Annotated in this window: 26 protein-coding genes; 15 read left to right on the forward strand and 11 right to left on the reverse strand. The window is 71.5% G+C overall.

Features of this window, described 5'->3' with window-relative positions:
- Positions 1 to 18 precede the first annotated feature (18 nt).
- A complete protein-coding gene (locus RNB18_RS18120; protein WP_311715103.1) occupies positions 19 to 372 on the reverse strand; it encodes a VOC family protein in 354 nt (117 codons plus the stop codon).
- 60 nt (positions 373 to 432) lie between these two features.
- Here RNB18_RS18120 and RNB18_RS18125 point away from each other — a divergent pair, with 60 nt between their 5' ends.
- Positions 433 to 1,305, forward strand: coding sequence for a universal stress protein (locus RNB18_RS18125; protein ID WP_311715104.1), 873 nt, complete (start codon positions 433 to 435; stop codon positions 1,303 to 1,305).
- A 2-nt stretch (positions 1,306 to 1,307) separates the two neighbouring features.
- Here the strand turns inward: RNB18_RS18125 and RNB18_RS18130 are convergent, their stop codons facing one another.
- The 3 genes from RNB18_RS18130 to RNB18_RS18140 form a co-directional block, all read right to left on the reverse strand.
- Positions 1,308 to 2,549 (reverse strand): DUF4032 domain-containing protein, encoded by a 1,242-nt coding sequence (locus RNB18_RS18130; RefSeq protein ID WP_311715105.1) that lies wholly within the window; start codon positions 2,547 to 2,549, stop codon positions 1,308 to 1,310.
- A 41-nt stretch (positions 2,550 to 2,590) separates the two neighbouring features.
- Positions 2,591 to 3,337 (reverse strand): MBL fold metallo-hydrolase, encoded by a 747-nt coding sequence (locus RNB18_RS18135; RefSeq protein WP_311715106.1) that lies wholly within the window; start codon positions 3,335 to 3,337, stop codon positions 2,591 to 2,593.
- 415 nt (positions 3,338 to 3,752) lie between these two features.
- Complete coding sequence (locus tag RNB18_RS18140; RefSeq protein ID WP_311715107.1) at positions 3,753 to 4,382, reverse strand: alpha-ketoglutarate-dependent dioxygenase AlkB; 630 nt, start codon at positions 4,380 to 4,382, stop codon at positions 3,753 to 3,755.
- Positions 4,383 to 4,497: 115 nt separating this feature from the next.
- Here RNB18_RS18140 and RNB18_RS18145 point away from each other — a divergent pair, with 115 nt between their 5' ends.
- Both RNB18_RS18145 and RNB18_RS18150 read left to right on the forward strand, forming a co-directional pair.
- The gene (locus RNB18_RS18145) at positions 4,498 to 5,124 is read left to right on the forward strand and encodes a TetR/AcrR family transcriptional regulator (RefSeq protein ID WP_311715108.1); all 627 of its coding nucleotides are present in this window, start codon (positions 4,498 to 4,500) and stop codon (positions 5,122 to 5,124) included.
- Between the two features lie 17 nt (positions 5,125 to 5,141).
- Positions 5,142 to 6,815 (forward strand): FAD-binding dehydrogenase, encoded by a 1,674-nt coding sequence (locus tag RNB18_RS18150; RefSeq protein WP_311715109.1) that lies wholly within the window; start codon positions 5,142 to 5,144, stop codon positions 6,813 to 6,815.
- Here the strand turns inward: RNB18_RS18150 and RNB18_RS18155 are convergent.
- Positions 6,812 to 7,162 carry a DUF488 domain-containing protein gene (locus tag RNB18_RS18155; RefSeq protein WP_311715110.1) on the reverse strand — a complete coding sequence of 117 codons (351 nt, stop codon included), beginning with the start codon at positions 7,160 to 7,162 and terminating at the stop codon, positions 6,812 to 6,814. The genes RNB18_RS18150 and RNB18_RS18155 overlap by 4 nt on opposite strands.
- Positions 7,163 to 7,305: 143 nt before the next feature.
- On the opposite strand from RNB18_RS18155, the gene RNB18_RS18160 reads away from it, so the two are divergent.
- From RNB18_RS18160 to RNB18_RS18180, 5 genes are read left to right on the forward strand one after another with little or no spacing between them, the layout of a single operon-like run.
- The gene (locus RNB18_RS18160) at positions 7,306 to 8,691 is read left to right on the forward strand and encodes a M1 family metallopeptidase (RefSeq protein WP_311715111.1); all 1,386 of its coding nucleotides are present in this window, start codon (positions 7,306 to 7,308) and stop codon (positions 8,689 to 8,691) included.
- 41 nt (positions 8,692 to 8,732) lie between these two features.
- The gene (locus RNB18_RS18165; protein ID WP_311715112.1) at positions 8,733 to 9,500 is read left to right on the forward strand and encodes a L,D-transpeptidase family protein; all 768 of its coding nucleotides are present in this window, start codon (positions 8,733 to 8,735) and stop codon (positions 9,498 to 9,500) included.
- Positions 9,501 to 9,518: 18 nt separating this feature from the next.
- The gene (locus tag RNB18_RS18170) at positions 9,519 to 10,220 is read left to right on the forward strand and encodes a response regulator transcription factor (RefSeq protein WP_057611385.1); all 702 of its coding nucleotides are present in this window, start codon (positions 9,519 to 9,521) and stop codon (positions 10,218 to 10,220) included.
- Positions 10,217 to 12,046 (forward strand): sensor histidine kinase, encoded by a 1,830-nt coding sequence (locus RNB18_RS18175; protein ID WP_311715113.1) that lies wholly within the window; start codon positions 10,217 to 10,219, stop codon positions 12,044 to 12,046. The genes RNB18_RS18170 and RNB18_RS18175 overlap by 4 nt, the downstream gene beginning before the upstream one ends.
- A 59-nt stretch (positions 12,047 to 12,105) precedes the next feature.
- On the forward strand, positions 12,106 to 12,555 hold the full coding sequence (locus RNB18_RS18180; RefSeq protein WP_311715114.1) for a DUF6098 family protein: 450 nt from the start codon (positions 12,106 to 12,108) through the stop codon (positions 12,553 to 12,555).
- 153 nt (positions 12,556 to 12,708) lie between these two features.
- Here RNB18_RS18180 and RNB18_RS18185 read toward each other — a convergent pair whose 3' ends face one another.
- Positions 12,709 to 12,963: a WhiB family transcriptional regulator gene (locus RNB18_RS18185; RefSeq protein WP_057611382.1), complete on the reverse strand. Its 255-nt coding sequence runs from the start codon at positions 12,961 to 12,963 to the stop codon at positions 12,709 to 12,711.
- A gap of 110 nt (positions 12,964 to 13,073) precedes the next feature.
- On the reverse strand, positions 13,074 to 14,294 hold the full coding sequence (locus tag RNB18_RS18190; protein WP_311715115.1) for a saccharopine dehydrogenase family protein: 1,221 nt from the start codon (positions 14,292 to 14,294) through the stop codon (positions 13,074 to 13,076).
- A gap of 108 nt (positions 14,295 to 14,402) precedes the next feature.
- Between RNB18_RS18190 and RNB18_RS18195 the strand changes: the two genes are divergently transcribed.
- Positions 14,403 to 15,146, forward strand: coding sequence for a TetR/AcrR family transcriptional regulator (locus RNB18_RS18195; protein ID WP_311715116.1), 744 nt, complete (start codon positions 14,403 to 14,405; stop codon positions 15,144 to 15,146).
- Positions 15,147 to 15,164: 18 nt separating this feature from the next.
- On the opposite strand, the gene RNB18_RS18200 is transcribed toward RNB18_RS18195, so the two are convergent.
- Positions 15,165 to 16,055 carry a LysR family transcriptional regulator ArgP gene (locus RNB18_RS18200; RefSeq protein WP_311715229.1) on the reverse strand — a complete coding sequence of 297 codons (891 nt, stop codon included), beginning with the start codon at positions 16,053 to 16,055 and terminating at the stop codon, positions 15,165 to 15,167.
- Between the two features lie 69 nt (positions 16,056 to 16,124).
- On the opposite strand from RNB18_RS18200, the gene RNB18_RS18205 reads away from it, so the two are divergent.
- The gene (locus RNB18_RS18205; RefSeq protein WP_311715117.1) at positions 16,125 to 16,742 is read left to right on the forward strand and encodes a LysE/ArgO family amino acid transporter; all 618 of its coding nucleotides are present in this window, start codon (positions 16,125 to 16,127) and stop codon (positions 16,740 to 16,742) included.
- Positions 16,743 to 16,852: 110 nt separating this feature from the next.
- Complete coding sequence (locus RNB18_RS18210) at positions 16,853 to 18,151, forward strand: MFS transporter (RefSeq protein WP_311715118.1); 1,299 nt, start codon at positions 16,853 to 16,855, stop codon at positions 18,149 to 18,151.
- A gap of 29 nt (positions 18,152 to 18,180) precedes the next feature.
- Here RNB18_RS18210 and RNB18_RS18215 read toward each other — a convergent pair whose 3' ends face one another.
- The 3 genes from RNB18_RS18215 to RNB18_RS18225 all read right to left on the reverse strand — a co-directional run bounded on the left by RNB18_RS18215 (position 18,181) and on the right by RNB18_RS18225 (position 20,640).
- A complete protein-coding gene (locus tag RNB18_RS18215) occupies positions 18,181 to 18,636 on the reverse strand; it encodes a cyclic nucleotide-binding domain-containing protein (RefSeq protein ID WP_311715119.1) in 456 nt (151 codons plus the stop codon).
- A gap of 258 nt (positions 18,637 to 18,894) precedes the next feature.
- The gene (locus RNB18_RS18220) at positions 18,895 to 20,373 is read right to left on the reverse strand and encodes an aminotransferase class I/II-fold pyridoxal phosphate-dependent enzyme (protein ID WP_311715120.1); all 1,479 of its coding nucleotides are present in this window, start codon (positions 20,371 to 20,373) and stop codon (positions 18,895 to 18,897) included.
- Between the two features lie 57 nt (positions 20,374 to 20,430).
- The gene (locus RNB18_RS18225; RefSeq protein WP_311715121.1) at positions 20,431 to 20,640 is read right to left on the reverse strand and encodes a hypothetical protein; all 210 of its coding nucleotides are present in this window, start codon (positions 20,638 to 20,640) and stop codon (positions 20,431 to 20,433) included.
- A gap of 210 nt (positions 20,641 to 20,850) precedes the next feature.
- Here RNB18_RS18225 and RNB18_RS18230 point away from each other — a divergent pair, with 210 nt between their 5' ends.
- From RNB18_RS18230 to RNB18_RS18245, 4 genes are all read left to right on the forward strand, one after another.
- Complete coding sequence (locus RNB18_RS18230; protein ID WP_311715122.1) at positions 20,851 to 21,294, forward strand: ATP-binding protein; 444 nt, start codon at positions 20,851 to 20,853, stop codon at positions 21,292 to 21,294.
- A 204-nt stretch (positions 21,295 to 21,498) separates the two neighbouring features.
- Complete coding sequence (locus RNB18_RS18235) at positions 21,499 to 22,359, forward strand: SigB/SigF/SigG family RNA polymerase sigma factor (protein WP_311715123.1); 861 nt, start codon at positions 21,499 to 21,501, stop codon at positions 22,357 to 22,359.
- Positions 22,360 to 22,379: 20 nt separating this feature from the next.
- Positions 22,380 to 22,598 (forward strand): DUF5133 domain-containing protein, encoded by a 219-nt coding sequence (locus RNB18_RS18240; RefSeq protein ID WP_311715124.1) that lies wholly within the window; start codon positions 22,380 to 22,382, stop codon positions 22,596 to 22,598.
- A gap of 56 nt (positions 22,599 to 22,654) precedes the next feature.
- A complete protein-coding gene (locus tag RNB18_RS18245; protein ID WP_311715125.1) occupies positions 22,655 to 23,488 on the forward strand; it encodes a DUF1206 domain-containing protein in 834 nt (277 codons plus the stop codon).
- The last annotated feature ends 18 nt before the right edge of the window (positions 23,489 to 23,506 follow it).

Here is a 23,506-nt window from a genome sequence, read left to right on the forward strand (position 1 = left end):
TGGCAGACCCTGCCGGGGTCAGGCTCGGCGCTCGCCCAGCACGCAGAACTCGTTGCCCTCGGGATCCATGAGCGTCACCCAGGACACCTCGCCCTGCCCCACGTCCGCGTGCCGGGCTCCCAGGGCGAGGAAGCGGGTGACCTCGGCCTTTTGGTCGTCCGGGCGGAAGTCGAGATGGAGCCGGTTCTTGACGGTCTTCGCCTCCGGCACCGGGACGAAGAGCAGCCCCGGCATCCGGTCCTTCTCGGGGCGGATCTCGAACTCGTCCGGGGCCTCCCCGACCACCACCCAGCCCAGCGCCTCGGCCCACCAGCGCCCGAGGGCGACGGGATCGGCCGAGTCCACGATGACTTGTTCCCATTCCAATGCCATACGGGCAGCGTAGTGAAGACTGGACGGCACGCACGTGACCGCGAACAGGGAGGCCACCGCATGACCCGCCCGATCACCGCAGGGATCGACGGAACCGAGGAGAGCATCGCCGCGCTGGACTGGGCCGCGCGGGAGGCGGTCCGGCGAGACGTGGCGCTACGGGTGGTGCACGCGTGGCGGTTCCAGCCGTACGAGGGGATCGACGCGGGGGACCGGGACACCCAGGAGGGCTGGGCGCGGGACGCCGTGGGCGAGGCCGTCCGGACGGTCACCGGGCGGCACACCGGCCTCGACGTGTCCACCGAGGTCGTCGAGGGCGGCAGCGTGGACGTGCTGGTGGCCGCCGCGGCCGAGGCCGAACTGCTGGTCCTGGGCTCCCGCGGGCACGGGCCGGTCGTCGGCTTCCTGCTGGGCTCGGTCGGCCAGCAGGTGATCGCCGAGGCGGCGCGGCCCGTCGTCCTGGTGCGCGCCGGGGACCAGGCCACCGCGGAGGCCTCAGGACGCGAGATCGTCGTGGGCCAGGAGGGCGACCCGGAGGACAGCGCCGACGTCCTGCGGTTCGCCTTCGAGACGGCGGCGGCCCGGGGGGCCACCGTGCGTGCCGTACGGGCCTGGACGCTGCCGCCGGTGTTCGCCTACAGCCCCGGCTCGCTGAGGCTTCTGGACGAGGCCGGAGGACTGGAGCCGTACGAGAGGAAGGCCCTGTCCTCGGCGCTCCAGCCGTGGCGGGAACGCTTCCCCGGCGTGCCGGTCGTCGAGCACATAGAGATGGGCAGCGCGGGGCAGGTGCTGCTGTCGGTGACCGCGCGGGCCCAGCTGATGGTCGTCGGCCGCCGGGCCCGCCGTACCGCTGTGGGGGCCCGGATCGGATCGGTCGCGCACGGCGTGCTGCACCACGCCGACTGCCCGGTGGCCGTGGTGCCGCACGCCTGAGGTCAGTCCGCGGTGGCGGGGGTGGGCTGGAGCGTCTCCCGGGCCTTGGGGAGGATGTTCGTGATGTAGTCGTCCACCGCGGTGTCCAGCCCGATGTCGTGCTGGGCCCGCTCGGACAGGTACCAGCGGTGCTCAAGGAGCTCGTGGTAGATCTCGGCCGAGTCCATCGAGCCGCGCATCTCGAGCGGCACGGCCCGCACCGTGGGCCGGAAGACGTCCCGCACCCAGCGGTGGGCGAGCACCTCCGGGCGGGCGCCGAGCGGGTCGCCCGGAGCGTAGTCGTCCTGGGTGGCCATCCAGCTCTCCAGGTCGTTCAGGAGCCGGCGGGCCTGGTTCTCCTCGGTGTCCAGGCCCGTCAGGCGCAGGAGCTGGCGCTGGTGGTGGCCCGCGTCCACGACCTTCGGCACGAACGTGACCGTGTCGCCGTTCGGCGCGTGCTCGATCTGCATCTCGGCCACGTCGAAGCCGAGTTCGTTGAGCCTGCGGATCCGGCGCTCTATGTAGTGGTACTTGCCCGCCGGGTAGACGGACCTGCGGGTCAGCTCCTCCCACAGGCTGTTGTAGCGCGAGCAGATCTCCATGCCGAACTCGATCGCGTCCACCGAGGGGTGCAGCGCCCCGGAGGCCTCCAGGTCGAGCAGCTCGCCGCTGATGTTCACACGGGCGAGGTCGAGGTCGTAGTCCCGCTGCCCGGGGCTGAGTTGCGGATGCAGGTCACCGGTCTCGGCGTCCACCAGATAGGCGGCGTAGGCGCCGGCGTCCCGTCTGAAGAGCGTGTTGGACAACGAGCAGTCGCCCCAGGCGAACCCGGCCAGGTGCAGGCGGACCAGGAGGACGGCCAGCGCGTCCATCAGGCGGTGCATGGTGGCGGGACGCATCGTCGTCTCGAACATCGAGCGGTACGGCATCGAGCCGCCCAGATGCCGGGTGACCAGCACCGGCTCCAGCGGGGCCTCCTCGCTGTCGGCGCGCCCGGTGACCACGGCGAGCGGATCGACGGCGGGTATGCCGAGCCGGTCCAGGTCGCGCAGCAGTTCGTATTCGCGCAGCGCCGGGCGCTCGGCGAGCTCCTTCACGGCGATGACCTCGTCACCGGCCCGGGCGTAGCGCACCACGTGGCGCGATATGCCGCGCGGCAGCGGGACCAGGACCTCCTCCGGCCACTGCTCCAGCGGCAGCTGCCACGGCAGTTCGAGCAGGAGCGCGGGGTGCTCCGGGTTCGTCGCGCTGATCTGCAGTGCCATCGGTGCTCTGTCCTTGCCTGGTCGGTGATCGTCACCTCACCTTAGAGCGCACGGTCCCTGGCCTGAAGTGCCGCTTCACGGACTGGACCACGGTGTACCGGTCCGTGCCCCGGCAGCAGCACCTCGCCCTCCAGTTCCGCGAACACGTCCAGCGACGCCACGGCACGGGCGCGCTCGTGATGGAACATGTCCGGCAGCAGCTGGGGCCCCTTGACCCGCGAGGTGGGGTGACCGCTCACCAGGCCGTCGCCGGAGATCACCACGCCGCGCTCGGGGAGGTGGAAGGCGCAGTGCCCGTCGGTGTGGCCCGGCGTGTACACGGGCACCGGACGGCCGGGCAGATCGAGCGTGCCCTCGGCCGGGAACGGCTGCGGGGAGGCGACGGGCACATGGGCCGTGCCGCCCACCCGGATCGCGTGCACCGCCCACGGCAGCACACCGGGCCGCCAGCCGTTCTTCAGGACCGTCCCCACGGACACCTGGTGCAGGAACTCCCGCCGCGCGTGCGGCACTTCGGCCTCGTGCAGGTAGACCGGCGTGCCGTAGGTGCTGCGCAGGTACTCGGCGGAGCCCAGGTGGTCGTTGTGGGCGTGCGTGATGAGCACGGCGGTGACCGCCTCCGGGGAACTGCCCACCTCCGCGAGGGAGGCGAGCACCTGCTCCCGGTCGCCCGGGTAGCCGGTGTCGACCAGCGTGGCGGCGCTTCCCTCGGTCAGAATCACCCAGTTGGTGTTGCTGCCGTGCACCAGATAGGTGCCGTCCGCGACTTGCTGCACGCCTGCGCTCATGATCGCCCCGCCCCGATGAGTCCCTGCCCGACGGCACACAGCAAAGCAGACGCTCAGGTGATCCGGAGCGGCGGGTACCGGTCTTCCAGCGGTCAACTTCCTTGGTGACAAGGCTGCCTCCGGCACCGTCCGCGTGGCTGCCGCGCCGGGGGCGCGGCGCCGGACAGAGGGGTTGGCGTCCTCCGTCAGCCTTGAACACCACGGGACCGGCGCGCACCCCGGGCCGGGCACGCTCCTGGAGACCTGCGCCCCCGGGCTCCCGGCCCGCCCACGCCACGGTTTCGTCCTCCGGGCCCGCCGCCGCAGCGGCCTGTCGCCGGTCCTCCTCGTCCGGCCCCCGGAGGGACGAGGCTGCCTCCGGCACCGTCCGCCGGAGGCAGCCCCCGCGTGCGGCGGAAGCAGCCGCCTCTCTGCCTCAGCGCACGCCGTTCGGGCGGAACTGGATGCTGATGCGCGGTCCCGTGGCGCGCGTGGACTTCGGCACGGCGTGCTCCCAGGTGCGCTGACAGGAGCCGCCCATCACGATCAGGTCGCCGTGCCCCAGCGGCCGTCGTACGGTCCCGGCGCCGCCGCGCACCGGTCGCAGTACCAGGTCGCGTGGCGCTCCCACGGAGAGGATGGCGACCATGGTGTCCTCGCGGGCGCCCCGCCCGGTCCGGTCGCCGTGCCAGGCGACGCTGTCCCGGCCGTCGCGGTAGTAGCAGAGCCCGGCCGTGGTGAAGGGTTCGCCCAGCTCCTCGGCGTAGTGCGCGGTGAGCGCCTCGCGGGCCTCGGTGAGTACGGGATGCGGCAGCTTGTCGTCCACGCCGTAGAAGGCGAGCAGGCGCGGTACGTCGACGACGTGGTCGTACATCGTGCGGCGCTCCGCCCGCCACGGCACCTCGGCGGCCAGCTGTTCGAACAGGGCGTCGGAGCCGCCGAGCCATCCGGGCAGCACGTCGATCCAGGCGCCGAAGCCGAGCACGGTGCGGCGGATCCCGTCGAGGGGGCCGAACCGCAGCTGGTCGGTCTGGTCGAAGAGGGAGCCCTGGAGGTGCGCGGTCATGGATCCAGCGTACCCCTTATTCGAAAATCTGTTCCAATGAAATCCGCCGAGGTGTTCGACTCTTTCGATGCATCGCTGTATCGGATACATTCGCGTATCGAACGGAGGATCCGACATGGCGACACAGGACACGACCAGACGCGTGACCAGGCGCCGGGTCCGCACACGTGCCAATCTCCTGGACGCGGCCTTCGCGGTGTTCGCCGCCAAGGGCTTCGGGCGCGTGTCGATCGAAGAGGTCTGCGAGGCCGCCGGATACAGCCGGGGCGCCTTCTACTCGAACTTCGACAGCCTCGACGAACTCTTCTTCGCGCTCTACCAGCAGCGCGCGGACCTGATCGCGGAACAGGTCTCCGGGGCCCTCGCCCTCGACGGGCCGGGGCTCGACGTGGTGGCCGCCGTCGACCGGGTCACCGAAGTGCTGCTCCTCGACCGGGACTGGCTCCTGGTCAAGACCGACTTCCTGGTGCACGCCGCCCGCGCGCCCGAGGTCGCCCGGACCCTGCTCGAACACCGGGCGCGGCTCAGACAGGCCGTCGCCGACCGGCTGGCACGCGCGCGTGGGCACGCCGAACTGCCCGCCGTGCTGGCCGACGTCGAGGAGGCCGCCCACGCCGTGGTCGCCGCCTACGACGGTGTCACCGTCCAACTGCTGCTGGACGGGGACCTCGAGCGGGCCCGTGTCTGGCTGAAGCAACTGCTCACCGCGCTGCTCACCGACGGCAGCGACACCACCGTATGAAGGAAGGGATGGTCGCCATGGACGCCGACGTCATCGTCGTCGGAGCGGGGCTCGCGGGCCTGGTCGCCGCGCACGAGCTCACCAGCCGCGGCAAGAGGGTCGCGCTGGTCGACCAGGAGAACGCCGCCAACCTCGGCGGCCAGGCCTTCTGGTCCTTCGGCGGACTCTTCCTGGTCGACTCCCCGGAACAGCGGCGCCTCGGCATCAAGGACTCCTTCGACCTCGCCTGGAACGACTGGCAGGGCAGCGCGCAGTTCGACCGCGTCGACGACGAGGACTCCTGGGCGGTGCGCTGGGCGCGCGCCTATGTCGAGTTCGCGGCGGGGGAGAAGCGGTCCTGGCTCGAGGGGCACGGGATCAAGTTCCTGCCGACCGTCGGCTGGGCCGAGCGCGGTGACCTCACCGCCCACGGACACGGCAACTCCGTGCCCCGCTTCCACGTGGCCTGGGGCACCGGCACCGGAGTCGTCGAGCCCTTCGTGGGGTACGCCAAGCAGGCCGCGCGCGACGGACTGCTGACCTTCTACCACCGCCACCAGGTCGACGAACTGGTCGTCGAGGAGGGCACCGCCCGAGGCGTGCGCGGCACGGTTCTGGCCGAGGACAACTCCGCGCGCGGGGTCGCCTCCAACCGTGACCGGATCGGCGACTTCGAGCTCACCGCCCACGCCGTCGTCGTCACCACCGGCGGTATCGGCGCCAACCACGACATCGTCCGCCGCTACTGGCCCGAGCGGCTCGGCACCCCGCCCGCCGAGATGGTCACCGGCGTGCCCGCCTACGTCGACGGCCGGATGCTCGACATCAGCGCCGGCGCCGGCGTCCGCCTGGTCAACCGCGACCGCATGTGGCACTACACCGAGGGCATCCAGAACTGGGACCCGATCTGGCCCGGCCACGGCATCCGCATCCTGCCCGGCCCGTCCTCGATGTGGTTCGACGCCCTCGGCCGCCGGCTGCCCGAGCCGTACCTGCCCGGCTACGACACCCTCGGCACCCTCCGGCACCTGCGCACCACCGAGGACATCGCGGAGCACGACCACTCCTGGTTCATCCTCACCCAGAAGATCATCGAGAAGGAGTTCGCGCTCTCCGGCTCCGAGCAGAACCCCGACATCACCGCCAAGGACCGCGCGGGCTTCCTCAAGGAGCGCATCCTCGGCAAGGGCGCGCCCGGACCGGTGGACGCGTTCCTGCGCAAGGGCGCGGACTTCGTGACCGCCCCGAACCTGGAACAGCTCGTCGAGAAGATGAACGGGCTCACCGACAAGGCCCTCCTGGACGCCGCCTCGCTCCGCCGCCAGATCGAGGCCCGCGACCTCCAGATCGCCAACTCCTACAGCAAGGACGCCCAGGTGCAGGGCATCCGCAACGCCCGCCGTTACATCGGCGACCGCCTCGGCCGGGTCGCCACCCCGCACCGCATCCTCGACCCCGCCGCCGGCCCCCTCATCGGCGTCAAGCTGCACATCCTGACCCGCAAGACGCTCGGCGGCATCCAGACCGACCTCGACTCCCGCGCCCTGGGCACCGACGGCAAGCCCCTCGAAGGCCTGTACGCGGCGGGCGAGGTCGCCGGTTTCGGCGGCGGCGGTGTGCACGGCTACAACGCGCTCGAGGGCACCTTCCTCGGTGGCTGCCTCTTCTCGGGGCGCGCGGCGGGCCGGGCGGCGGCCAAACAGGTCGGCTAGGACTCCAGCAGGCGCACCAGCACGGTGGCGTGGCTCTGCTCCGGCGTCTTCGACGCGGTCAGCAGGGTCACGTCACCCTTGCTCGCCAACTCCCGGACCCGGTCGAGAAGTCCGGCCGCCTCGGGATCGGCCAGCTCCGCCTCGTAGCGCTCGGCGAACTCCTCGTACGACCCCCCGCCCTCGTGGTACCAGCGGCGCAGCTCGGTCGACGGGGTGAGTGCCTTCGGCCACTCGTCCACGCGGGCCGCGTCCTTGGACAGCCCGCGCGGCCACAACCGGTCGACCAGGACGCGCACGCCGTCCGCGGGCTCGGGGGGTTCGTAGACACGGCGGATGCGAACGCTCACGGACGACCTCTCGACGAAGGGAGGGAGTGCGTCGGGAGCGTACTGCGCGGCCGGGCGCGACTTGACCTCATCAAGGGTGAGTTGCGGCGGAGGCGGCCTTTAGTGTGAAGCCGTTGCCCACCCCCCGACCTGTAGGAGCGCACGTGCCGAAGGCCGTCAGACGCACCTTCGTCCTCGCCACCACCCCCCTCGCCCTCGTGGCGCTGCTCGGGGCCGGCGCACCTCCGTCGACGGGCTCGTCCGGAGCCGGCGATCCCTACTTCCCGCTCGCGGGAAACGGCGGATACCACGTCGACCACTACGATCTGACGCTCGGTTACGACCCCGGCAGCGGCCATCTCGACGGCAAGGCGGTCCTCACCGCCCGCGCCGGCCAGCGCCTCAGCCGCTTCGACCTCGACTTCAAGGGCCTGACCGTCACCGGTCTGACGGTCGGTCACGCCAAGGCCGGCTTCCGGCGCGACGGACAGGAACTGGTCGTCACCCCACGGCGCGCCCTGCGCAAGGGGGAACGGTTCACCATCACCGTCACCTACCAGGGCAAGCCCGGTCCCGTCACCGACCCGGACGGTTCGCTCGACGGCTGGATCCCCACCGACGACGGTGCCTTCGTCGCCGGGGAACCGCAGGGCGCCATGACCTGGTTCCCGGCGAACAACCACCCCACGGACAAGTCGTCGTACGACTTCACGATCACCGTCCCCAAGGGGCGCACCGCGGTCGCCAACGGCGTCCTCCTCTCGCAGCGGACCACACACGGAAAGACCACGTTCCGCTGGCGCCAGAGCGAGCCCATGGCCGCCTACCTGGCCACGGCCACCGTCGGAAAGTTCGACGTGCAGCAGTTCACCACCAAGAGCGGCATCCGGGTCTACAACGCCGTCGACCCGCGCGAGGCCGCCGCGGCAGCCCCGGTCCTCAAGAAACTGCCCTCCGTCCTGGAATGGGAGAGCAAGCTGTTCGGGCCCTATCCGTTCCGTGCCGCGGGCTCCATCGTGGACCGCGCCCCGAACGTCGGCTACGCGCTGGAGACCCAGAGCCGTCCGGTCTACGACCGGGCACCCGGCCTGAGCACCCTCGTCCACGAGAACGCCCACCAGTGGTTCGGCGACTCCGTCTCCCTCACCTCGTGGAAGGACATCTGGCTCAACGAGGGCTTCGCGACCTACGCGGAGTGGCTCTACGCCGAGCAGCACGGCGGCGACAGCGCGCAGAAGACCTTCGACGACCTGTACGCGAAGCCCGCGAGCGACGGCCTGTGGGAGTTCCCGCCCGGCGACCCCGGCAGCGGCGCCAACATCTTCGGCACCCCCGTCTACGCCCGTGGCGCCATGACCCTGCACGCGCTGCGCACGAGGGTCGGCGACCGGGCGTTCTTCCTGATCCTGCGGGCCTGGGCATCCGGGCACCGTGACGGCAACGGGACCACCGCGCAGTTCCAGCGCCTTGCGGAACGGGTGTCGGGGAAGGATCTGGACGGCCTGTTCCAGACCTGGCTCTACACACCGGGGAAACCGAACCGGCTCTAGAACCTGACGAGTTCCTCAAAAGTGTCGGCCAAAGTCATTCCATGATCACACGCAGAACCCACGTGGCCCTGCTCGCCGCATCCCTGCTTCTCACCGGATGCGGCGGCGGTGCCGTGGCCAGCACGCAGGGCACGCCCACGCCTTCTCAGGAGACTTCGGAGCCCACGCCCACGCCCACGCCCACGCCGACGCCTTCGCCGGAGATCTCCGTCGAGGTCGCCCCCCAGCAGATACCCGGGCTCGGTCCGAAGACGTGGGCGAAGGTGCCGGCCGACGCGCGACAGGCCGTCGTGGTCACCGGGCGGGGCCGCGACTCGTCGGCCTCCACCGTGGTCCTGTACGAGCGCACCGTGGCCGGCTGGCGGGCCGGTGCGAGCCGGCCCGCGCACAACGCCCTCAACGGCTGGACCGACCACCACCTGGCGGGCGATCTGCGGTCACCGATCGGCGTGTACACCCTCACGGACGCCGGAGGGCTGCTGAAGGACCCCGGCACCAAGCTGCCGTACGACCGCGGCGTCGGCTTCACCGCACGCGGCACGGGCTTCGAGGGCGAGCCGCTGGCCGGATCCTTCGACTACGTGATCGCCATCAACTACAACCGGCAGCCCGGGACTTCACCCCTGGACTGGACACGGCCCCTCGGCGCTGGGCGCGGCGGCGGGATATGGCTCCACGTCGACCACGGCGGACCCACCCACGGCTGTGTGAGCATCGCCGAGGACCACATGAAGGAGCTGCTCCGCACCCTGGATCCGGACCTTCATCCGGTCGTCGTCATGGGCGACGCCAAGTCCCTGTCCCGCTGACCGCTTAGGATCCGCCGGGTGTGCGCACATGTGCTGGTTGCCGAGGACGACGAGATGCAGGCCGAACTCATACGGCGCTCCCTGCTCGCGGAGGGCCACACCGCCACCGTGGTCCACGACGGGCGGGCGGCCCTGGACGCGGCCCGGCGGCTCGCCCCCGATCTCGTCGTCCTGGACCTGATGCTTCCGGTGATCGACGGCTTCGGCGTGTGCCGGGTGCTGCGCCGCGACGAGGACATTCCCGTCGTGATGCTCACCGCGCGGTCGGAGGAGGACGATGTCCTGCTGGGCCTGGAGCTGGGCGCCGACGACTACATGACCAAGCCGTACAGCCCGCGCGAACTGATGGCCCGTATCCGGACCGTCCTCAGGCGCAGCGGACGGGGCGCGGTCGCCGACCGGCCCGAGGATCCCGTCGTGCGCGCCGGAGGCCTGGCGGTCGATCCCGTACGGCACGAGGTGCGCTGCGACGGGGCGCCGGTGGAATGCACGCCGGCCGAGTTCGAGATCCTCCTCGCCATGGTCGCCGAGCCGGAACGGGTCTTCTCACGGCGGCAGTTGCTGGAGGTCACCCGGGGCACCGACCGGGCCTCCACCGAACGGGCCGTGGACGTGCACATCATGAACCTGCGCCGCAAGATCGAGGCCGACCCGCGCCGGCCGGTGCGGCTGCTGACGGTGTTCGGGGTGGGCTACAAGCTCAGCGGCGGCCGCGGGTGAGCGCTCGTATACCCCTGCACAAAAGGCTGCTGGTCCGCCTGCTGATCACCTCCGGGCTCATCGCCGTGTGCTCGGTTGCCGCGACCGCCTGGCTGGCCGTGGCGACCACCACCCAGGCCCTGCGCGAGGAACAGGGGCAGGCGCTCGCCGACGACATGGAGGTCCTCGCCGAGCTCAGCGGCTACGCGGCGACCCACCCCGACTGGACCGGCGTGGGCGCCACCGTGCGGGAGCTGTCCGCGAAGACCGGCCGGCGCATCGCCCTCGTCACCCCCGAGCGCAGGACCGTCGCCGACTCGGCTGCCCGCGGCACCGCCCTGCCACCGAGCGCCGCCGCCACCGTCGACCCGCTGCGCACCGACACGTACAGCGAACGCGGCGCCCAGATCGGCGGCATCGACCCCCGCGTGGTCGGCCCGTACCGGCTCACGCAGGGGGAGCGTGCCGAGATGGACGCCAACGCGCGCAAACGCCAGTCCTGCTTCGCCCGGAACGGCATCGAGACCACCATCGTGCACACCCCGAGCGGCCGGGCGGTCCTCATCGAACCCGACAGCTCCGTGCAGCCCTCCTATGTGCCCGACGCCTGCGCCGACGGAGTCCTGAACACGCCGATGCCCACGGAGCAGAAGGCCCTGGACGCACTCCAGGCAGGGGCGCGCGCCTGTCTGACCCGCAATGGCCTGAGCGCCGAGACACCGCTGAGCGTCGGCGCCGGGCGCGCGGGCGCCGACTTCCGCTCCCCGTCGTCGGCACCCACGTTCGCCAAACAGGACGCGAAGGAGGCACGCGAGGCCCAGGCCTGCCTCGACGACGCCCGCCGCGCCCAGCTCGACCCGTACGTGGCCCCGGTGGCCGAACTCTTCCTGGGCACCGGCGACACGCCCGCCGTGCTGTTCGACATGTCCCCGGCCAACAAGGCCAAGGTCGTGGGCACCGCAGGTCTCGTGCTCGCCGTCACCGTCGCCGCGACCGCACTGGTCGCCACCCGGCTGGTGCGGCCGCTGCGCGCGCTCACCGCTGCGGCCCAGCAACCGCCCGAACTCCATGTGCGCGTCCCCGTCACCACCCGCGACGAGACCGGCATCCTCGCCGCGGCCTTCAACGACCTGACCGAACGCCGCGAACGCCTGGAGGCCCAGCGCAAGGCGATGGTCAGCGACATCGCCCACGAACTCCGCAGCCCGCTCACCAACATCCGCGGCTGGCTGGAGGTCACCCGGGACGGTGTCGTCGACCCCGACCCCGCCCTGCTCGCCTCCCTGCACGAGGAGGCCCTCGTCCTCCAGCGCGTCATCGACGACCTCCAGGACCTCGCCGCCGCCGACGCAGGCACCCTGCGCCTGCACCGGGAGCCCGTCCGCTGCGACGAACTCCTCCAGCAGGTCGCCGCCGCCCACCGCGTCACCGCCGGCGCGGCCCGGGTCGAACTGCGCACCGACATCGAGGGCGAGCCATGGCTGGACGCCGACCCGCTGCGGATGCGGCAGGCGCTCGGCAACCTGGTCTCCAACGCCCTGCGCCACACCCCGGCCGGCGGCACGGTCACCCTGTCCGCGCGCCGGGACGGCGACGACATCGCCTTGGCAGTCGCCGACACCGGCACCGGCATCGCGGCGGACGACCTGCCCCACGTCTTCGACCGGTTCTGGCGCGCGGAGAAGTCCCGCAGCCGCCGTACCGGGGGATCGGGCCTCGGCCTTCCCATCGTCCGCCACCTGGTCGCCGCCCACGGCGGAACGGTCGAGGCGACGAGCGAGCTCGGCATCGGCAGCCTCTTCACCCTGCTGATGCCCGGGGGTACGCCACCTCAGCCGTACACCTGATTTTCTTCGTGGCGCGCGGGGTACCCCGTATGCCTGCGAAAGGAGAGGGAGGTCGGGACATGAGCGTGTCGGACGGGTTGCCGGTGGTAGGGACACTCGCGGAACTCGGGAGCCTGACCGAGCGGCACGGACAGTTGTACGTCCGCTGGTCCCGTGGCCCCGAGGTCGATCTGGCCCGTGCGTCCAGCACCGACGACCTCACCGGCGTGTCGCTGCCGGGACTGTCGGCGAACCCGCTCGACGTGGAGGAGTGGTGGCAGGGCCGACCCGTGCAGCTGTGGGTGGCCCGACGCCTGTACGACTACTCCCACCTTCCTCACGAGAAGGGCCCGTACGTACGCCCCTGGGTCCTCCAGGGCCGCGAGCGGGGCCGGGGGCCGGACAACGAGCCGCTCATCACGGACGTGCGGCCGATGTGCTGGATCGACCCCCGGGTGATCGACGAGGCACGGGCCGAAGTGGACCGGCAGGAGAACTCCTGGGGTCCGCTGCGCCGCACGGGCCGCTGACCGGGCCCCGGTCGCCGGCCGGAGCGCGAGGCGCGGGCGCTGCGCGCGGAACTCCTCACGCGCGCCGCCGGGCTCGGGCGCGCCGCTGACCGGGCCCGGTCGTCGCACGTGGCGTCGACCGGGCCCGATCGTCGGACCCGCTGAACGGACCGGTCAGCCGGACCTTCTCCGCGCGGCGGCCGCGCGCCGGGCGAGTGCCCGGCGTTCCGTCTCGCTCGTGCCGCCCCAGACGCCGATGCCCTGCCCGGTGTCGAGGGCCCACTGCAGACACTGCTCCTGGACGGGACAGCGCCGGCAGACGGACTTGGCCTGCTCCGTCTGGACCAGTGCGGGGCCGGTGGTGCCGATCGGGAAGAAGAGGTCCGGGTCCTCGCGGCGGCACGCGGCATGGGTTCGCCAGTTGTCCATCAAAAGTCACCTGCGATCGAAGTCGTACGTGCCCTCGTGCATGCCTTACTCGTTTTCGGGTCACCTGTCGATGCGCGGTGAAACAATCGGGTCCTGTGGGACGCGCCCGGTCACTGCTCCCGCAGGCCCCACGGGGAGCCGTAGGCGGTCAGCAGATCCAGGAAGGGACGGGCCGGAAAGGCCTCCGGACCGAGGACGCCGGCGCCGGACCAGGCGCCGGTGGCGAGGAGTTCGAGGGCGACGACCGGGTTCACGGCGGTCTGCCACACCACCGCCTGACAGCCGTACTCCGCCATGGACCACTGGTTGTCGACCACGTGGTAGAGGTACACCTCGCGCGGCGCCCCGTCCTTGACACCCTTCACCCAGGTGCCCGCACAGGTCTTGCCGTGCATCCGCTCGCCCAGCGTCGCCGGATCGGGCAGACACGCGGCCACGACGTCCCGCGGCGAGACCGCGACCGGCCCCGCGGCGCTCGGCACGGTCACCGGCGCGGTGCGGTCCAGGCCGAGCAGATGCAGGGTCTTCAGCGTCTCCACGAACTCGCGGCCCAGTCCGTACTTGAAGGTGACCCGGCGCGCACCGACCCAGCGGGGGACGAGCAGCACCTCCTCGTGCTCCACGTTCACGCACTCGACCGGGCCGATGCCCTCGGGGAAGTCGAAGACCTCCGGCTCGCTGAAGGGTTCCGTCGTGAACCAGCCGCGGTCGGCCTCGTAGACCACGGGAGGGTTCAGGCACTCCTCGATGGTGGTCCAGATGCTGAAGGAAGGGGCGAAGTCGTAGCCGTCGACGGTGAGATCCGCGCCGTCGCGGACACCGATCTCCTCGATCTCGTCGAAGAGTTCATCGGCCGCGTGCCGGGCGAAGACGTCCGAGAGGCCCGGCTCCACGCCCATGCCGACGAGGGCCAGAGCGCCCGCCTTCTCCCACTCCTCGGCCTGCGCGAACTGCTCGTCGCCCAGCTTGACCCCGCACTCCTTGTACGGCCGCTCGGGATGCGGACGCGACAGGGACATCGCCATGTCGACATAGGCCGCCCCTGCGGAGCGCGCCGCCCGGAACAGGGGCATCACGAACCGCGGGTCGGTGGCGTTCAGGAGGACGTCGCAGGCGTGCCGCTCCAGCAGGGTGGTCACGGCCGACTCGTCGCTCGCGTCTACGCGCTCGGCGCGGAACCGGTCGGCCCGGTCGCCGAGCGCGGTCACCGCGGCCTCGGCGCGGGCCGGGTCGTAGTCGGCGACGACCATGACGTCGAAGAACGGCCGCCGGGCAGCGATCCGGGTGATGGCCGTGCCGACGCCCCCGGCGCCGACGAGCAGTACACGCATGACAAACACTCCCTCACGGGTCAAAGGTCGCAGATGTACGGGGCCCTGGCGGAGATGCAACGCCGTGCACTCGTTTAAGGTCAATGGCGTTGGCATAAGGAGGCCGCCATGCCGAAGCCCGTGGTCCCCGAGAACAAGCGCCGTCGCCGCAGGCCCACCAGGAGCGGGACCGTGCTGTCCGAGGGGCTGATCGTCGAGACGGCTCTGCGCATGCTCCGCGAACATGGCAGCAAGGGCCTCACCGCCCGCCGCCTGGGCCTGGCCCTGGACGCCGATCCGAGCACGCTCTACCGCTACTTCCGCGGCATGGACGACTTGACGCTGGCCATCGGCGACGCATTGATCGGGCAGGCGCTGGAGGGCTGGGCGCCGACGGGGCGGTGGCGGCACGATCTGCGCGAGGTGGGCCTGCGCATCCACGCCGCGTATGTCGCCCATCCGCAGGCCGCCGTGCTGACGACCAGCAGGGTCACCGGCCGGGCCAACGAACTGGCCGCGGACGAGGCGGTCCTGGACATCCTGCGCAGGGCGGGCTTCCCGCTCCCGGACACGGTGCGGATCTACCACGCCTTCATCGACCAGACGCTGGCCTTCGCGGCCCTGGACGCGGCGTCTCTGGCCCTGCCGAGCGCGGCGCTGGACGCCGACGAGTCCATGTGGCGCTCGACGTACGCTCACTTGCCCGGCGACCGCTACCCCCGCATCGCGGAGGCGGCACCTCTTCTGGCCACCCGTATGGTCACCAGCGCGTACCCGACGGCGCTGGAGATGCTCCTGGACAGTGTGGAGGGGCAGGCCGGTGGCGCCCCTCAGGGGCGCGGGGAACTGCGCGATCGGCCACGACGGACCTGAGGCCACCGACGGCGGATCTCATCGGAGCGTTTCCGACGCGGCCGCTGTCACCGCCTCCGCCACCGCGGCCAGCGCAGGCGAATCGAGTTTCCACTGCTGCCAATGCAACGGAACATCCACCGGTTGATCCGGCACCAGCGAGATCAGCCGCCCCTCACGCAGCAACGCCCCCGCCTGAATCTCCGGCACCATTCCCCACCCCAGTCCCAGCGCGACTGCCTCCACGAACCCCTCCGACGCCGGCACCGCATGCCGCAACCGGCTCGCCCCACCGCGGCCCAGCTGCCGCAGGAACCCGTCCTGGATGTCGTCACTGCGGTCGAACGTCACCACCGGCGCCTCCGCGAGCCCCTCCCGCGACGACCCCTCGAGATACCGCGACACGAACCCGGGACTCGCCGCGGCGAGATACCGCATCCGCCCCAGCGCCCGCACGGAACACCCCGCCACGGCCTCGGGCGAAGACGTCACCGCCGCCATCACCAGCCCCTCCCGCAGCAGCTCCGCCGTACGGGTCTCGTCCTCGCGCCGGAGCTCGAAACACAGCCGCTCCCGCTCGGGAACCCGCGTGAGCGCCCCGAGGAACCAGGTGGCCAGGGAGTCCGCGTTCACCGCTACCGAGACCCGGGTCACCTCCCCCTCGCCCGGCATGCCCAGCTCGGCGAGAGCGTCCCGCTCCAGCCGGGCCAGCTGCCGGGCGAACCGCACCACCACCTCGCCCGACTCGGTCGGCCGCACCGGCTTCGTGCGCACCAGCAGCACCCGCCCCGTGCGCTGCTCCAGCGCCTTCACCCGCTGACTCACCGCCGAAGGGGTCACATGCAGAGCGGCGGCCGCGGCGTCGAACGTGCCCTCGTCGACCACCGCGAGCAGGGTCCGCACCTGATCCAGGGGAAGCTCGCTCATCATCACGACAGCTAATGATACGTAAGAATCTTTAGCTGTACGTGCAGTGATCGTCTCCGTACCGTCGAAGCCATGCCCGCTTCCCTGTCCGCCGCTGCCGCCGGTTTCGGCACCGGCCTCTCGCTCATCGTCGCCATCGGCGCCCAGAACGCCTTCGTCCTGCGTCAGGGGATCCGCCGCGACGCCGTCCTCGCCGTCGTCGGCATCTGCGCCCTGTCCGACGCTCTCCTCATCGCTCTCGGCGTCGGCGGTGTCGGCGCCGTGGTGGTCGCCTGGCCGGGCGCGCTGACCCTGGTCGGCTGGATCGGTGGCGGATTCCTGCTCTGCTACGGCGTCCTCGCAGCCCGCCGGGTCTTCAGGCCGGCGGAGGCGGGCCTGCGGACGGAGGGCGACGCGACGGGCTCCCGGAAGCGCGCGGTGCTGACCTGTCTGGCGATGACCTGGCTCAACCCGCACGTCTACCTCGACACCGTGTTCCTGCTCGGATCCGTGGCCGCCGACCGCGGCCCGCTGCGCTGGACCTTCGGGCTGGGCGCCGTGCTCGCCAGTCTGTGCTGGTTCGCCGCGCTCGGCTTCGGGGCCCGGCTGCTCAGCCGCTTCCTCGCCAGGCCGACCGCCTGGCGCGTCCTCGACGGACTCGTCGCCGCCACGATGGTCGCCCTCGGCGCCACGCTGGTGGCCGGAGCGTGAAGTCATCAATGGCCGGTTCCACAAGCTGAGATACCGCGTCCCGGACTCCTGGACGGTGCTGCGATAGTGAAGCCTGGATCCGTTAGATGTAACGAGCAACCAGGACACGTGTGGACACCGGCGAGAGCAGCACCGAACCCAGGACACCGGCCGCGGACGAGGCGCCGCCGCTCCGGCGCGGCTGGCGTCGCTGGGCGATGGACACCCGCCCGCTGCGCATCCCTGCCTACCGCCGGCTGTGGAGCTCGACCATCGTCACGGCCGTCGGCAGCCAGCTCACCGCCGTCGCGGTGCCCAAGCAGATCTACGACATCACCGGCTCCTCGGCCTGGGTCGGCGCCGCGAGCATGGCCGGACTGCTGCCGCTGATCGTGTTCGCGCTGTGGGGCGGCGCGGTCGCCGACAGCATGGACCGCCGCAAGCTGCTGCTGATCACCAACACCGGAATCGCCGTCACGTCGGTCCTGTTCTGGCTCCAGGCCGTCAGCGGACTCGACTCGGTGGCGGCACTGATGGTCCTGCTCGCCGTGCAGCAGGCGTTCTGGGGTCTGAACGCCCCCGCGCGCAACGCCTCCATCGCCCGTCTCGTCCCCGAGGCCCAACTGCCCGCCGCCAACGCCCTCGGTTCCACCGTCATGCAGACCGGCCAGGTCGTCGGCCCCCTGCTCGCGGGTGTCCTGATCCCCGTGATCGGCCTGCCCGAGCTGTACCTCATCGACGCCCTGGCGCTGTGCGTCACGGTGTGGGCGGTGTACCGGCTGCCCTCGCTGCCGCCGCTCGCGGCCGCTGTGGCGCGTCGGGCCGGTGTCCGCGAGATCGCCGAGGGCTTCCGCTACATCTCCGCGCACAAGGTGCTGTTGCTTTCCTTCCTCGCCGACATCATCGCCATGGTCTTCGGCATGCCCCGGGCCCTGTTCCCGCAGCTCGCCTCCGAGACCTACGCCCCGTACGGCGAGGGGCGCGCGCTGGGCCTGCTGTTCGCGGCCATCCCGATCGGCGCGGTGGTCGGCGGGCTGGTCTCCGGCACCTTCGCGCGGGCCCGTCGGCACGGCTGGATGGTCATCGGCGCGGTCGTCGCCTGGGGCGTGGCCATCACCGGCTTCGGTCTGAGCGGCAGTCTGTGGCTCGCCGTGGTGTTCCTGGCCGCGGCCGGGGTCGCCGACATGGTCTCGATGGTCTTCCGCGGGGCGATCCTGCTCTCCGCCGCGACGGACGAGATGCGCGGCCGGATGCAGGGTGTCTTCACCGTGGTCGTCGCGGGCGGCCCCCGCCTCGCCGACGTCCTGCATGGCACCGCCGGTTCGGCCTTCGGCGCCCGGCCCGCGGTCGCCGGCGGCGGCATCCTGGTCGTCGCCGTCATGCTGACCCTGGCCTTCACCGTCCCGGCGCTGCGCCGCTACCGCGTCTGAGACCGGGAGAGCCTCCTGCAGCCACAGCCCTAGAGACCACCGCGCCGGTGCGTGCCGTAATGCTCCATGAGCTTGCCCCGGGTCGTCTCCAGCCGGTGGGCGAGGATCTCGGCGACGCTGCGGACCAGGATCATGCCGAGCTGCTTGTCCTCCTCGCACAGCCGGAGCACCGCCGCCGCGTCGAACTCGTGGGCCCGTACGGGACTGAAGGCCTCCGCGCCGAAGTCCCACTGGTACGGCGGGAACAGCCAGGACCAGCCGAGCAGGTCGCCCGAGCCGAGTCCGCCGACCGTCACCCGGTGATGGGCGGTCACCTGCTGGGTCAGCGAGACCGCTCCGGAGCGGATGACCCAGAAGCGGTCGGCCGTACCGCCCGCCTCGAAGATGTGGAAGTCCTCGGGGAAGGAGACCTCCTTGGCGAGCGTCATCAGGCTCTGGCGCTGCGGCTGCGGCAGTGCGGTCAGCAGTTTTATCGCTTTGGTCATGACGCGGGGCTCCTCGCCGGCGATGGATTCCGGTGTTGTGCCTACGCCCATTTCAGCGGCTGCTGCCGTCCGGGGCACCTCGGCGGAGGTGAGGATCTGGCCGGGGCATGAAAAAGCCCTGGCTGGACGGGGGAGGCCAGCCAGGGCAGACAGAGGTGGTGTCGGAGGACGGTATGTCGACCCCGTCACCACGTATGAATGAACCGTAAACCATCCATGGCGATTTCGCGCAATCGAAACCGAGGTGCGTGACCTGTTTCACTCGGCGGACGCGTTTACCACCCTGATCGTCTCCAACTCCGCGTCGGCGGGATCGGGCAGGTTCATGCCCGCGGCCAATCCGGTCCGCAGATATTCCAGTATGGGCTCGGTCAGCAGTTCACCGGGCAGCACGGCCGGGATCCCCGGCGGGTACGGCGTGATCATCTCGGCCGCGATCCGCCCGGCGGCCTCGGCGACCGGCACGTTCTCGGCCGGACCGAAGAACGCGTCCCGGGGAAGCCTGGCCTGCTCCATCCGCAGCTCGGACGGCGGCGGTACCTCCACCCGTGGGGCCGGGTCCAGCTCCGGCGCCGCCCGGGCGAGATCCCGGAGCGCCGCGAGCAGCTCGCCGGTCGTCTCCTCGTCGTCGCCGTGGGTGATCTGCATCCCGATCCGCCGGTGGTCCGTGAGGTGGGCGTCGATGTGACGATGCTCGCGCAGCCAGTCCGCGGCCTGGAATCCGGTGATCCCGAGCCCGTCGAGGTCGATGACACCGGGCAGCGGATCGAAGTCGTCGGCCAGGCCGGGTCCGCAGAAGTCGTCGCGGTCGTCGACGTGCATCCCGTCGATCTCCTCGATCGCGGAATGGACCCGCGCCGCGAGATCCAGCGCCCCGCCCATCAACTCCTTGCCCCGCAGCGCCATCTGCCGGCGCCATCCGTCCAGGCCGGCGTACAGCAGCACCGAGGGGCTGGTGGTGCCCAGCAGGTCGGCGCGCATCTTCAGCAGATCCGGCGGGACGAGGTCACCCCGCAGATGGAAGACCGACCCCTGCTCCAGACCGCTGCCCATCTTGTGGATGCTGGTCACACAGATGTCGGCGCCCGCGTCCATGGCCCAGGACGGCAGATCGGGATGGAAGGGCAGGTGCGCGCCCCACGCCTCGTCCACGATCAGCGGGACCGAACGGCGGTGGCAGACCTCGGCGATGTCCCCGAGGGCCGCGCAACTGCCGTAGGGCGTCGGGCTGGTGACCAGGGCGCCCTTCGCGTCGGGATGGGCTTCGAAGGCCCGCTCGTACTCGGCGGCGGACGGCGGGTGCGCCAGGTGGCGTTCGGCGTCCCACCGCGGCTCGATCCAGACCGGCTCGATCCCCGACAGGATCAACCCGGACACCACCGACTTGTGGGCGTCCCGCCCGATCAGCAGCTTCTCGTGCGGACCCGCGACGGCCAGCATCGCCGCCTTCACCGAGAGGGAACTCCCGCACGTGGTGAAGAACGTGTGCTCGGCGTGCACGGCGTCGGCCATCAGCTCCTCGGCCCGCTCCAGCACCCGGCCCCGGGTCAGCCGGTCGTCCAGACCGCCCGACGCCAGCACGTCCCCGAGGAAGACCGCGTCACCCAGCGTCTCCCGGACCGCCGGGTCGGCCCCACGGGCCTGTTTGTGTCCCGGCGGCGTGAAGGACAGGTGTCCCAGGCGGTGGTAGTCGGCCAGAGCTTCCAGAACGGGTGCTTGGGTGTGGTCGACAGTCATGGCACCCGGGTGCCCGGCCCGGACGTCCGTCAATCAGCCGCACCGGACCACCGACGGTCAGCGACTGCCGGGCCTGAGCACCTCGTCCAGCACCCTGATCACGGCCTCGTAGGCCAGGGTGCGTACGGCGGCGTCCCCGGCGGCCTCCGGATCGGAGGGCCGCAACTCGTCGCTCCGCGCCCGCCAGGACCGCTCCTCCTCCGCCGCACAGGCCCGGGCCCGCTGGATCCGGCGCAGCAGTTCATCTGAGTCCACGACATCCGTCATACCGTCCGCGTACCCCGGGAACGCGATCGAATGGCTCAACATGCCGCCCGAAACGGGGAGGTTTGACCGGGCGCGGAGAGGTCAGCCGATTACCAGAGGCTCACGGAGAAAGCGCACCGTACAGGGGCACCGTGTCCGTGGGTCGAGCCGGGCCCGGCCTCCGCTGCACCGACCCAAGAGCCAGTCGATCCATCGATCAGGAGCCACCTCATGTGCGAGGAGCACAGGGCCGAAGCCACCCCCGAACTCGCCGTCGCGCACCTGCGCGCACGGTCATGGCCGTGCCGGCCGGCCGAGGCACGCCGGGCGGTCGAGCGGGCCGTGTCCGAGCGCTGCCGCACCACGCACACCACGTGCGATGCGCAGGCCCTCTCGGACGCGCTGCTCGTCGCCTCCGAACTCACCACCAACGCGATCCTGCACGGCGGCGGCATCACCGACTTCCACGTCGACGTCGGGGGCCGGGGCGTGTGCCTGTCGGTCAGCGACCGCAGCGCCGAGCTGCCGGTCGCCAAGGAGCCCGTCGACCCGCAGGGCAGGTGGCGGCCCGGCGGCCACGGCTGGCCGATCGTCTGCCGACTGGCCCGCGACGTCCGCGTGACCGACCTGCCCTCGGGCGGGAAGCGCATCACCGCCGTGGTGCCCCTGAGCTGATCCGGCACCTCTGTGGAAGCTGCCGGAAACGGAGTTTCGACAGCGGAGTTTGGGTCGCATACAGCAGGGCAGACGCAGTTTCGTGCTTCGGACCGGAGGCGCGCCAGCGGGAGCTGCATGGCTGCTGCGGGCCCCTTTTCGGCGGTCCCGGCGGCATTCCTCCCGCGGTCAGTCCCTGAACCCGTTCTTCAGGAGCGAATCCGCATGCTCACCGACACGTCGACCAGCCGTCCCACCACCCAGGTCCGCCCCACCACCGCCGGCAGGCGGCGGCACGACGACGCCCCCGACACCATGGCCCTCTTCGCCCGGCTGGCCGGGCTGGAGGAAGGTCCCGAGCGCGACGCCCTGCGCGACGAGCTCGTCACCGCCTGGCTGCCCATGGCCCACCGCATCGCCGGCCGGTTCCGTGACCGCGGCGAATCGCTGGAGGACCTGCGCCAGGTCGCGGCCCTCGGGCTCGTCAAGGCCATCGACCGGTTCGAACCGGAACGCGGAGCCTTCGAGAGCTACGCCGTGCCCACCATCACCGGCGAGGTCAAGCGCCACTTCCGGGACCGCATGTGGGCCCTCAGGGTGCCCCGCCGCGTACAGGAACTGCGCAACAAGGTGCGGGTGGCCCGGCGCGAGCTCACCCAGAACCCCGGTTCCCCCGAACCGACGCCCGCCGACCTCGCCGCCCACACCGGCCTGACCGAGGACGAGGTCACCACCGGCCTGGAGGCCCTCGAAAGCTTCAGCACCCTGTCCCTGGACGCCGAGCTCTCGGCCGGCGACGACGGCTACAGCCTCGCCGACACCCTGGGCGCCCCCGACACGTCGTACGACGTCGTGGTCGACCGCGAATCCGCCAAGGAGGGCCTGCGGCGGCTGCCCGAGCGCGAGCGCGCCATTCTCTACATGCGTTTCTTCGAGGACATGACACAGAGCCGCATCGCCGACCAGCTCGGCATCTCGCAGATGCACGTCTCCCGGCTCATCAGCCGCAGCTGCGCGCGCGTGCGCGACGAGGCGCTCGCGGACCGGGCGCGGAGGCAGGCCGCCGACGGGCCGGGCGAGGCGTGAGCTTACGAGGAGTGAGCCGGATGCCGATACCCGACCGCGCGTTCCTGCGCCGTCTCGTCGACGCGTATGAGGCACTGCGGGCCGAGGAGGCCGCGAAGGTGGCCGAGCCGAGCCCGCGGGCCCGGGATCTCGCCTACACACTCTGTGTTTCCACCGGCACGCGGGACGTGCGGCTGGCCCTGGAGACGGCTCACCGTCTCCTCGGGGCCAGGCCCGAACGCGCGCGACTGGCCGACTGACCGCATTCCGTGTGACCGCCCACCAGGACGGCATCCGGACTTCAAGGGGGGTCGACATGACCACGAGCTCCACGGCACAGACCGGCCGGATCCAGGCCAGGCGCGCGGCACGCGGTTCCGTCATGGAGGGCGCCGCCCGCGCGGGTTTCACCGCCCGCGGAGTGATCTATCTACTCGTCGGTGTACTGGCCCTGCAGATCGCCTTCGGCGACGGCGGGCACCAGGCCGACCGCGGCGGTGCCCTCGCCACCCTCGCCGACAAGCCCTTCGGTTCCGTCGTCCTGTGGGCGCTGGGCATCGGGCTCGTCGGCATGGCCCTGTGGCGACTGTCCGAGGTGGTGTTCGGCGCGGTCGGTCCTGACGGGCGAAAGGCCACGAAACGGCTGTTGTCGGCGGCCCGCTGCGTCTTCTACGCGTTCGTCGCCTACTCCGTGCTGTCCTTCGCCGTCGGTTCCGGCAGCGGAGGCTCGAGCGACAAACAGTCCAAGGACATCACCGCCCGGGCCCTGGAGTGGCCCGCAGGGCAGTGGCTCGTGGGTGCCGCGGGCGTCGGCGTCGCGGTGGCCGGTGTCTGGATCGCCGCACAGGCGCTGCGCAGGTCCTTCCACGACAAGCTCAAGCTCGCGCAGATGGGCCCGCGGGTCAGGAAGCTGGTCGATGTGACGGGTGTCGGCGGCGGAGCGGCGCGTGGAGTGGTGTTCACCGCGGCGGGGGCGTTCGCCGTCCGCGCCGCGGTCGACTACGAGCCCAAGAAGGCGAAGGGCCTCGACGACACGCTCCGCTCGTTCGCCGAGACACCCCTTGGACCGTGGCTGCTCGTCCTGGTCGCGGCAGGGCTGGTGCTGTTCGGGGTGTTCTCGTTCGCAATGGCTCGCTGGCGACGGGTCTGAGCGGCGGGACACGGGGAA

Origin of the sequence: Streptomyces doebereineriae, from assembly GCF_031845645.1 — a bacterium.
In the GTDB taxonomy this organism is placed as follows: domain Bacteria; phylum Actinomycetota; class Actinomycetes; order Streptomycetales; family Streptomycetaceae; genus Streptomyces; species Streptomyces canus.

Excerpts from the sequence above, each read along its gene's own strand:
- RNB18_RS18120 (WP_311715103.1), bottom strand. The coding sequence starts at position 372 with ATGGCATTGGAATGGGAACAAGTCATCGTGGACTCGGCCGATCCCGTC.
- RNB18_RS18125 (WP_311715104.1), top strand. The coding sequence starts at position 433 with ATGACCCGCCCGATCACCGCAGGGATCGACGGAACCGAGGAGAGCATC.
- RNB18_RS18130 (WP_311715105.1), bottom strand. The coding sequence starts at position 2,549 with ATGGCACTGCAGATCAGCGCGACGAACCCGGAGCACCCCGCGCTCCTG.
- RNB18_RS18135 (WP_311715106.1), bottom strand. The coding sequence starts at position 3,337 with ATGAGCGCAGGCGTGCAGCAAGTCGCGGACGGCACCTATCTGGTGCAC.
- RNB18_RS18140 (WP_311715107.1), bottom strand. The coding sequence starts at position 4,382 with ATGACCGCGCACCTCCAGGGCTCCCTCTTCGACCAGACCGACCAGCTG.
- RNB18_RS18145 (WP_311715108.1), top strand. The coding sequence starts at position 4,498 with ATGGCGACACAGGACACGACCAGACGCGTGACCAGGCGCCGGGTCCGC.
- RNB18_RS18150 (WP_311715109.1), top strand. The coding sequence starts at position 5,142 with ATGGACGCCGACGTCATCGTCGTCGGAGCGGGGCTCGCGGGCCTGGTC.
- RNB18_RS18165 (WP_311715112.1), top strand. The coding sequence starts at position 8,733 with ATGATCACACGCAGAACCCACGTGGCCCTGCTCGCCGCATCCCTGCTT.
- RNB18_RS18180 (WP_311715114.1), top strand. The coding sequence starts at position 12,106 with ATGAGCGTGTCGGACGGGTTGCCGGTGGTAGGGACACTCGCGGAACTC.
- RNB18_RS18185 (WP_057611382.1), bottom strand. The coding sequence starts at position 12,963 with ATGGACAACTGGCGAACCCATGCCGCGTGCCGCCGCGAGGACCCGGAC.
- RNB18_RS18190 (WP_311715115.1), bottom strand. The coding sequence starts at position 14,294 with ATGCGTGTACTGCTCGTCGGCGCCGGGGGCGTCGGCACGGCCATCACC.
- RNB18_RS18195 (WP_311715116.1), top strand. The coding sequence starts at position 14,403 with ATGCCGAAGCCCGTGGTCCCCGAGAACAAGCGCCGTCGCCGCAGGCCC.
- RNB18_RS18200 (WP_311715229.1), bottom strand. The coding sequence starts at position 16,055 with ATGATGAGCGAGCTTCCCCTGGATCAGGTGCGGACCCTGCTCGCGGTG.
- RNB18_RS18205 (WP_311715117.1), top strand. The coding sequence starts at position 16,125 with ATGCCCGCTTCCCTGTCCGCCGCTGCCGCCGGTTTCGGCACCGGCCTC.
- RNB18_RS18215 (WP_311715119.1), bottom strand. The coding sequence starts at position 18,636 with ATGACCAAAGCGATAAAACTGCTGACCGCACTGCCGCAGCCGCAGCGC.
- RNB18_RS18220 (WP_311715120.1), bottom strand. The coding sequence starts at position 20,373 with ATGACTGTCGACCACACCCAAGCACCCGTTCTGGAAGCTCTGGCCGAC.
- RNB18_RS18225 (WP_311715121.1), bottom strand. The coding sequence starts at position 20,640 with ATGACGGATGTCGTGGACTCAGATGAACTGCTGCGCCGGATCCAGCGG.
- RNB18_RS18230 (WP_311715122.1), top strand. The coding sequence starts at position 20,851 with ATGTGCGAGGAGCACAGGGCCGAAGCCACCCCCGAACTCGCCGTCGCG.
- RNB18_RS18235 (WP_311715123.1), top strand. The coding sequence starts at position 21,499 with ATGCTCACCGACACGTCGACCAGCCGTCCCACCACCCAGGTCCGCCCC.
- RNB18_RS18240 (WP_311715124.1), top strand. The coding sequence starts at position 22,380 with ATGCCGATACCCGACCGCGCGTTCCTGCGCCGTCTCGTCGACGCGTAT.
- RNB18_RS18245 (WP_311715125.1), top strand. The coding sequence starts at position 22,655 with ATGACCACGAGCTCCACGGCACAGACCGGCCGGATCCAGGCCAGGCGC.